Source organism: Vibrio sp. V03_P4A6T147, from assembly GCF_002241085.1.
GTDB classification, from domain to species: Bacteria; Pseudomonadota; Gammaproteobacteria; order Enterobacterales; family Vibrionaceae; genus Vibrio; species Vibrio anguillarum.
Map to the genome: position 1 here is coordinate 1 of NZ_NDIO01000096.1, position 7,323 is coordinate 7,323.

The 7,323-nt window shown below is 45.0% G+C and carries 9 protein-coding genes; 2 read left to right on the top strand and 7 right to left on the bottom strand.

Annotated features, from left to right (window positions below; genetic code table 11):
• Nucleotides 1-183 precede the first annotated feature (183 nt).
• Both manA and B9J84_RS03550 read right to left on the bottom strand, forming a co-directional pair.
• Nucleotides 184-1,380, bottom strand: coding sequence for a mannose-6-phosphate isomerase, class I (gene manA / locus B9J84_RS03545; RefSeq protein WP_179217509.1), 1,197 nt, complete (start codon nt 1,378-1,380; stop codon nt 184-186).
• 153 nt (nt 1,381-1,533) lie between these two features.
• On the bottom strand, nt 1,534-3,432 hold the full coding sequence (locus B9J84_RS03550) for a fructose-specific PTS transporter subunit EIIC (RefSeq protein WP_094123548.1): 1,899 nt from the start codon (nt 3,430-3,432) through the stop codon (nt 1,534-1,536).
• 327 nt (nt 3,433-3,759) lie between these two features.
• Between B9J84_RS03550 and B9J84_RS03555 the strand changes: the two genes are divergently transcribed.
• Complete coding sequence (locus tag B9J84_RS03555) at nt 3,760-4,662, top strand: helix-turn-helix transcriptional regulator (RefSeq protein ID WP_179217510.1); 903 nt, start codon at nt 3,760-3,762, stop codon at nt 4,660-4,662.
• 2 nt (nt 4,663-4,664) lie between these two features.
• On the opposite strand, the gene B9J84_RS03560 is transcribed toward B9J84_RS03555, so the two are convergent.
• The 3 genes from B9J84_RS03560 to B9J84_RS03570 all read right to left on the bottom strand — a co-directional run bounded on the left by B9J84_RS03560 (nt 4,665) and on the right by B9J84_RS03570 (nt 6,274).
• Nucleotides 4,665-5,459 carry a PTS sugar transporter subunit IIA gene (locus B9J84_RS03560; protein WP_094123549.1) on the bottom strand — a complete coding sequence of 265 codons (795 nt, stop codon included), beginning with the start codon at nt 5,457-5,459 and terminating at the stop codon, nt 4,665-4,667.
• 6 nt (nt 5,460-5,465) lie between these two features.
• On the bottom strand, nt 5,466-5,762 hold the full coding sequence (locus B9J84_RS03565; RefSeq protein ID WP_013856969.1) for a PTS fructose transporter subunit IIB: 297 nt from the start codon (nt 5,760-5,762) through the stop codon (nt 5,466-5,468).
• A 104-nt stretch (nt 5,763-5,866) separates the two neighbouring features.
• Entirely contained in the window at nt 5,867-6,274 is a 408-nt protein-coding gene (locus tag B9J84_RS03570; protein ID WP_013856968.1) for a PaaI family thioesterase, read from the bottom strand.
• 39 nt (nt 6,275-6,313) lie between these two features.
• On the opposite strand from B9J84_RS03570, the gene B9J84_RS03575 reads away from it, so the two are divergent.
• Nucleotides 6,314-6,592: a DUF134 domain-containing protein gene (locus B9J84_RS03575; protein ID WP_094123550.1), complete on the top strand. Its 279-nt coding sequence runs from the start codon at nt 6,314-6,316 to the stop codon at nt 6,590-6,592.
• Here the strand turns inward: B9J84_RS03575 and nqrM are convergent.
• Together nqrM and B9J84_RS03585 are read right to left on the bottom strand one after the other, a co-directional pair.
• Complete coding sequence (gene nqrM / locus B9J84_RS03580) at nt 6,589-6,792, bottom strand: (Na+)-NQR maturation NqrM (protein ID WP_013856966.1); 204 nt, start codon at nt 6,790-6,792, stop codon at nt 6,589-6,591. The two genes, B9J84_RS03575 and nqrM, sit on opposite strands and share 4 nt — an antisense overlap.
• Nucleotides 6,792-7,277 (bottom strand): NifB/NifX family molybdenum-iron cluster-binding protein, encoded by a 486-nt coding sequence (locus B9J84_RS03585; protein WP_234427309.1) that lies wholly within the window; start codon nt 7,275-7,277, stop codon nt 6,792-6,794. Before B9J84_RS03585 ends, nqrM begins: the two co-directional genes overlap by 1 nt.
• Nucleotides 7,278-7,323: the final 46 nt, after the last annotated feature.

Sequence of the window (7,323 nt, forward strand, 5' to 3'; positions counted from 1 at the left end):
CCTTAGCACTGCTCACAGAAGAAGAGTTGCAACAACTCGAACAAATGTGGGTTGAACTGGCGGTTTGGAAGCAGTCGCAGAATATCTAACTGCCCACAAATTGATTAGCGCAAATTTTCGTAATAATCCCAAATAAAAAGCCAGCAGAACAGATGCTGGCTTTTTTGTTTATCACATCGGCTGTTAATTATACGCGCGTGCGACACGTCCAAGTGATGACAGTTGATAATGTTCAGCGTATGCGGGGATGAAGATTGAGTGACCTTTTTTCACGGTTAGAGACTCACCATTGTCATGGGTTAAGGTCGCATCAGCATCAATGGCAAAGATAATTTCGGCACTGTTGATTTTCACGTTAACTTGCGCGGCATTGAGGTAAATCGCAAACTTAAAATCGCGGACTGGGACAGGGAACAATAATGCTCCATTTTCTTCGATAGGTTTCAATAACAGGCTTGAAGCGGGTTTTTCTTCAAATAGCGTGCATGATGTGAGCTCTTCAATATCCATGTGTTTGGGTGTTAGGCCAGCGCGCAACACGTTGTCTGAGTTGGCCATGATTTCAAGCCCGGTACCTTTCAAGTAGGCGTGTGGCGTTCTGGCGTCTAAAAACATGGCCTCACCCGGAGCTAAAGTGAGTACATTGAGCATTAATGGAGAAAATAGACCGATATCACCGGGGTACTGTTGTGCCAGCTCTAAAATGAGCTCAAAAAGATCATCATCTGAATGATGATGGGCATACGCTAATAATGCATTCACCGCATGTTCTTTTTTCTCGCCAGTTAATGATAGCAATGCACTAAAAAAGGTTTTTAAACCTTGTGATGTTGGGTTGTGTGCAAAAGCATCGACCAGGGTTGAAATCGCATTGATATTCAGCGTTTGAAATTGTTCAACAATCTCTGTGATTGGGCGAAACCCATTCATCGCTTGATAAGGGGTAAGGGCGTAAACCAATTCCGGCTTGTGGTTAGGATCTTTATAGTTGCGATGTCCGGCATTGAGTGGGATCCCCGCTTGGTTTTCTTTCTCAAAACCAATTTCCGCTTCTTGCTTACTTGGGTGAACTTGAATCGAAAGGGCGTTCGCTGCGGCAAGTACTTTGAAAAGATAAGGTAACTCACCAAAGGTTGTTGCAGTAGCAGCAGAAAGAAACGCTGTTTTATCTTGGTTGATCATCTCAAGCAACGAAACAGGTTCTCCATTCACATGAATTTGTGAGCATCCATTTGGGTGTGCTCCCATCCAAATTTCTGCTTGTGGAACGTTGTTTGGGTTAGCAATATCAAACAAGTGCTGAATCGAAGTCGTGCTTCCCCACGCATAGTTTTGGATGACATTGTCCATCAAAAAGAAAGGTTGTTTGTTATTGGTCATAGTACATCTCACAAAAAATCAAAATAAAAACAAAGCAGCAGTACATAGAGTAAGCGAAATAAAAAACTCCCGAGTTAAAGCGGGAGTACAACATAAAATCAGAAGCTCAGCGTTGATGAACATCAAGCACTCTCGGGGGAGAGTGCTTGATCATTAAGCCGTTGCTTGTTGTAATTTCGCTTGGCGCATTTTTTTCAGAGTGATACAAACAACACCTGTCACTACAGCACCGGTTGCCATGCAAAGCAAAGCTAGCAAAGGCTTATTCATGGCACCGAGCAATGCTACTACAGGACCGCCGTGGGCAACACTGTTTGTAATGCCAAAAGTGAACGCCATAACCGCTGCAACCATCGACCCTAAGATGTTTGCTGGAATGACTGACATCGGATCTTGCGCGGCAAATGGAATCGCCCCTTCAGAGATACCAACCAAGCCCATTGCACCGGAAGCTTTCCCTGCTTCAATTTCAGAGGCTTCAAACAAGTTCAGTTTACGGCCCAAAACGGTTGCTAAAGCCATACCGAGTGGCGCGACTGGAATGGCACACGCCATTGCACCCATAAATTGAGTTTGACCGCTGGCAATCATACCAACAGAGAAGAGGAATGCCACTTTGTTAAATGGGCCACCCATATCAAAGCCAGCCATGCCGCCGAGCACAATACCGAGCAGTATCACGTTACCTGAGCTCATGCTCGTAAGTAGTGCGGTTAAGCCATCCATCAGGCTTGCAATCGGCGCGCCGATAACAAAAATAAAGAGCCCAGAGATAAAGAGTGAGCCTGCGATGGGTGCAATCATGATTGGCACAAGTGGTTGAATAAACTTGTGAAAATGGATGCTTGTTAACCATTTGATGAAATAACCGACTAAAAGGCCAGCAATAATGGCACCGATAAAACCTGTACCTGCATCTGCGCCGTAGAATGACCCGTTGTTAGCGATCCAACCACCAATTAAGCCAGGAGTCAGAGCGGGGCGATCGGCGATCGCATACGCGATGTAACCTGCAAGAATGGGGATCATCAACGTAAAAGCAACCACACCGACGTTCAGCACTTGGTTCCACATGCTGCCGTCAGGAATGGCCATACCAGCTTCGGTTGGCTCGCCGCCAATAGCGAGTGCTAAAGCAATCAACAAACCGCCAGTAACAACGAATGGGATCATATGCGATACACCATTCATCAAATAGCGGTATAAATCGGAGCGAGCTTGCGCCGCTTTACCTTTCCCATCTAAAGTCTTGGTACTGGCATCGGCTTGATATTTTGGTGCGCTGAGGGCTTTTTCAATCAACCCTTTTGCATCACGAATCGGCGCTTTAACGCCAGTTTCAATCAGTTTTTTACCCGCAAAGCGCACCATGTCAACTTGCTTGTCACAAGCCACGATGATCGCATCAGCTTTGGCTATCTCTTCATCTGTTGGGCTGTTTTTCACCCCAATCGAACCGTTGGTTTCGACTTTAATTTGATAACCCATCGCGGCGGCCCCTTTTTCCAGCGCTTCAGCGGCAAGATAAGTGTGTGCAACACCGGCTGGGCAGCCCGTTACGCCAATCAAAAAGCCTTTATTGGCTTCAACATCGGTTGCTTTTTCGGTTTTTTGTAGCAACAAATCTAGCGCTGCTTGCTCTGTTTTTGCGTCTAAGAAACGTTGGATGAACCCTTCTTCAATCAGCTTGGAAGAGAGCTCTGCCAGCACTTCAATATGATGATTTGAACCACCATCAGGCGAGGCTATCATGAAAAATAATTTAGAAGGCAAGCCATCTTCCGCGCCATATTCGATACCGCTTTTGCTGATGCCTATCACAACCGCAGGCGAGATAACGGCGGAACTTTTGGCATGAGGCAGCGCGACGCCATCTTCAAATCCGGTGTTTCCAAGCTCTTCACGAGCATAGATATCGGCTAAAAACTGCGATTTATCGCTGATGCGTCCTTGTTCTAACAGTACATCGACCAGCTCTGAGAAAACGCCATCTTTTGATGTTGCTTTCAAATCAAGCCGGATCAAGTTCTCATTAATGAGTTGAGTGATCATGTTTCGTCCCCTATATGGTTTTTATCCCCTTCGCACTTAGAGCTGAGCCATGTTGGCTGAAACTTCAAACGGTTTGGGGATATTGTTATTGCGCACCGCGCTTTTTGTTGGAGATATTGTGAGCGCCTCGGGTGAACAGTGGTAGTGTACGAAACTGGCATTTACTGGATTATTGTAACCTGTGGCTGCAAACGTGATCAGGCTCTTATTTTGGTTTTAGGTTGATAATTTGAATTTATGATTAATTTTTTATTTTAATTCAATTAGATAAATTGATTATTTTGCTTTTTCGATCGGAGTTATCGAATGCGTAATGATTGGTGATTCATGAGGTATTGGATTATAGTTGCCTCGTTTATTGATGGGTATAGGGTGAGTTTTGTGATCCCAGTATTTAAAAATGTGATTGAAGTGCTGCTCTCGGAGCGAGAAAGTTTTAATCGAATATGGTTTGCTGGGGACAAAATAACGCCGCCAGCGTTCAGTTACCAAGTCAATTTCCCTCGTCTAGAATTGGTTTTAAGCGGCGTGTATAGCAACGAAATCGAAGAGATTGAACACGGTATCAGTAAGGTCAACATCTTATCTGGTGATGCGCTTTATATACCCCCGAACTGCTGGAATAAACCCGATTGGCAAGAGAGCTGTTCGGTCTTGAGTTTGCTATTTGGCCGTCGTCAAATGGGGTTTAGTTTGGTCAGCAAACACAAAGGCGAGAGTGGTTTTTATGATGTTCAGAAACACAGTATCCCAACGCGTACTGGGCACGCGATTGATCACATGCTCGAAGGGCTAAATGCATTAGCACGTGAGCCTCAGAAAAGCCCAATGGACGAACATTTGTTGTTGGCTCTGTTGAGTTACAGCGCCACAATGCTTGATCAACCGACCGCTTCTCCTAAAAAGCGCAGTGAAGATTTATATCAAGGCATCTGCATCTATATCCAAGAAAATTTTCATCGCAATATTTGCCGTGACAGCATCGCACAGCGGTTTAATATCTCTGCCAACCATTTATCGCGCATGTTTCGCCAACAAGGACACATGACTCTTGCTGATTACATCACTTGGGTAAGAATTGAACGGGCAAAATTTATGTTGAAGAAATACACCTTTCGTTTAGCCGAAGTGGCCACGCGCTGTGGATTTCAAGATGTGAATTATTTTTTCCGCGTATTTAAAAGCAAAGCGGGTATGACTCCATCTGAATATCGAACTCTGTCGCAATAAAGCTATTCATTTTGTATTGGGTCGCACGGCTTAGCCATCACGTGCAGCAAAATGGCTTTAAGGGTTTCTTCTCTTTTTGCCGTAAGTAGCCATTGACGATGTTCCTCTTCCAGTAACCAACGAGTTAACTGCGTGACCGGTTTAATTACGGTTCGCGGCGCTGATGTCGGTAGTAATAAGGTGATGATCAGCGACACATCGCCGGATTTTTCTGACCATGATAGCGGGTTTGCTAACCAGTGAACCGCCAGTGTTGGCTGGGCAACTCGTGCGTGAATGATATGGGGTAGCGCTATTCCACGGCCAATAATGGTCGGGGAGATTGCTTCTCTTTTTTCCAGCGCATACAAAATATCATGACAATGCGTGGGAATGATCTGCTTAGCAATCGTGTCGAGTGCCTCTGATTTGCTAACCACTGAGCCTAATGTGGCGTAATGCCACTGTAGCGAAAAAGGCAGTTGAAAAGCTAGGTGGGTGGCAAACGCCAATTCCGCTTTAGCATTTTGTTTGTGCGATGTTGAAATAAGCAGTGTGTGCTCGCGTAAATACTCTGTCATCACCATACAGGCCAACTCGGCGTCGAGCCCTTCAATGGCAATTTGGCATACATCTCCCGGGTTTGAACCAAGGCTTAACACTTGCAGTGTATGGTTGAGCATTGCCTTGTTGTCGCGCGTGATGTTAAACAGCACCACCACCGAGCGAAAATGGCGGTTGAGATCTTTCAATTCATTTAATTGCCAGCTGACTAGACCGCCTGCTTTTAAAACAAAAGTGATGCGCGTTGTGATCATCGGCGGTTACAAATGACGATCTAAAACAGATTGCACGTTCGTCAACACTTCTTCAATGGACACCTGAACCGTTTTGCAACCAACAAAACGTTCACGCTGTTCAATGTCGATATCTGAAGCGATGAGGATCAGATCCGCGTTGACAATATCTGCCACTGTCAGTGGGTTCTCGACACCCATTGCGCCTTGGGTTTCGACTTTGATTGAGATATTACGCTTATTCGCTTCTTTTTTGAGTGCGTCTGCGGCCATATAGGTGTGCGCGATGCCTGTTGGACAAGCGGTTACTGCGATAATTTTCATAACGAAAGATAATAAAGAAATGATGAGTGAGTATAAGGAGGATGAAAGCGTGACTCAACCGAAGTTTACGCTAAGCCAGCATCCTAATGACTGTAGCACTCAGGCTACTCGGCTTTGCACATAAACTTTGCACTGGCCGTAGAATAGGGAAGCCCATCATAAAAAATGGTGCTGCACAGATAGTAAATGTGACGTTTTTGTTTGATAAGATGTGCTTCGACTTGCAACGGTACATTCAGTGGAATAGGGTGCAGATAACGTACGTTTAGCTCTGCTGTCATCGCATAAATGCACTGTGCAAACAGACAATGTGTCATGGCCGCATCATGTAAGGTGCTGATAAGTCCACCCTGCATGACCCCTTGATAGCCTTGCATCTTTTCTGTTGCTACAATCTGTGCGCATACGCTCCCTGTTTCTGTTTGGTTAAATTGCAGTGTGTGCGTTTCAGAAAAGAACGGGGCACAACACACCGCGCAGTGGCAATGTTGTAGGGGAGGCTGAATGTTCATAAGTTCACCAAACTGTTTTTAAATGATTAGGAGAAGAAAATGGCAAGACCCAAAAAAATTCGTCGTGTTTGTGGTCAAGCGGCGTATGCATGCTTCAAACCCAACGGTGTCAAATTATCTGAATTGAACACAGTAGATTTACTGCCAGAAGAACTTGAAGCGCTGCGTTTGGCTGATCAAGAGGGGCTTAGCCAATTGCAAGCGGCCACGCAGATGGGCATATCGCGACAAACCTTTGGTAATATCGTTAACCAAGCAAGAGCGAAAGTCGCGACTTGCTTGGTGGAAGGTCATGCGTTGATGTTGGTTGAGCGCTAACGCTCGTGATCAGGTTCTTGAATTTGATACAACACCTTCTGATGCTCATCACAAACGTCTACGCAGTTACATTCTCTTTCAATATCGATATTTGCTAATCCACCACAACTGCCTTGCAGCGAGCGGCGGCGAAACAAAACACCGATCGCCATCAAGACAATAATGCCAATAAAAAATGCAAAGGTTATAACATAAGTCATTATTTTCCCTCGACAATCGCTTTTACTTTCAGCACTTTCTTCAACGCTTCTATGGTAGTTGGTGACAGCATTCTGGGTGCCAGTTTGTTATGTTTACCCACTTTCTTCGATCCACATTGACTAGCACAACGTTTCTTCGATTTATTGGCTGAAGGCTTGCCAAAAGAGACGTCGGTGACGGGCAGAAGATGGTTTGGATGAAGTGATGTTAATTGGCTGCCTCTTGGTGCGTAATATACCTCAATCTTCTTTTCTAAAATTGCTGCTAACATATTTTGTCCGATATTGCGGACGATAACAGCGTCCACTCTATTCTCTCTTAGCAGTGCAAGTAGCTGTTTTTTGTGGCCACAACTGCCCTCGGTTTTAGTAACGTCAATACGTTGGCTAGTGGCGGTGGTATCGTCCACAATCATCAATTGAGGCGCTTTGGCAAAGTGATTAAAAAGCGAGTTTTGATCACAAGGGATGGCATAAATCATCATGGCTCCTAAAGTTTATCGGGTTCTTGTATTTAAAATACACCTTATT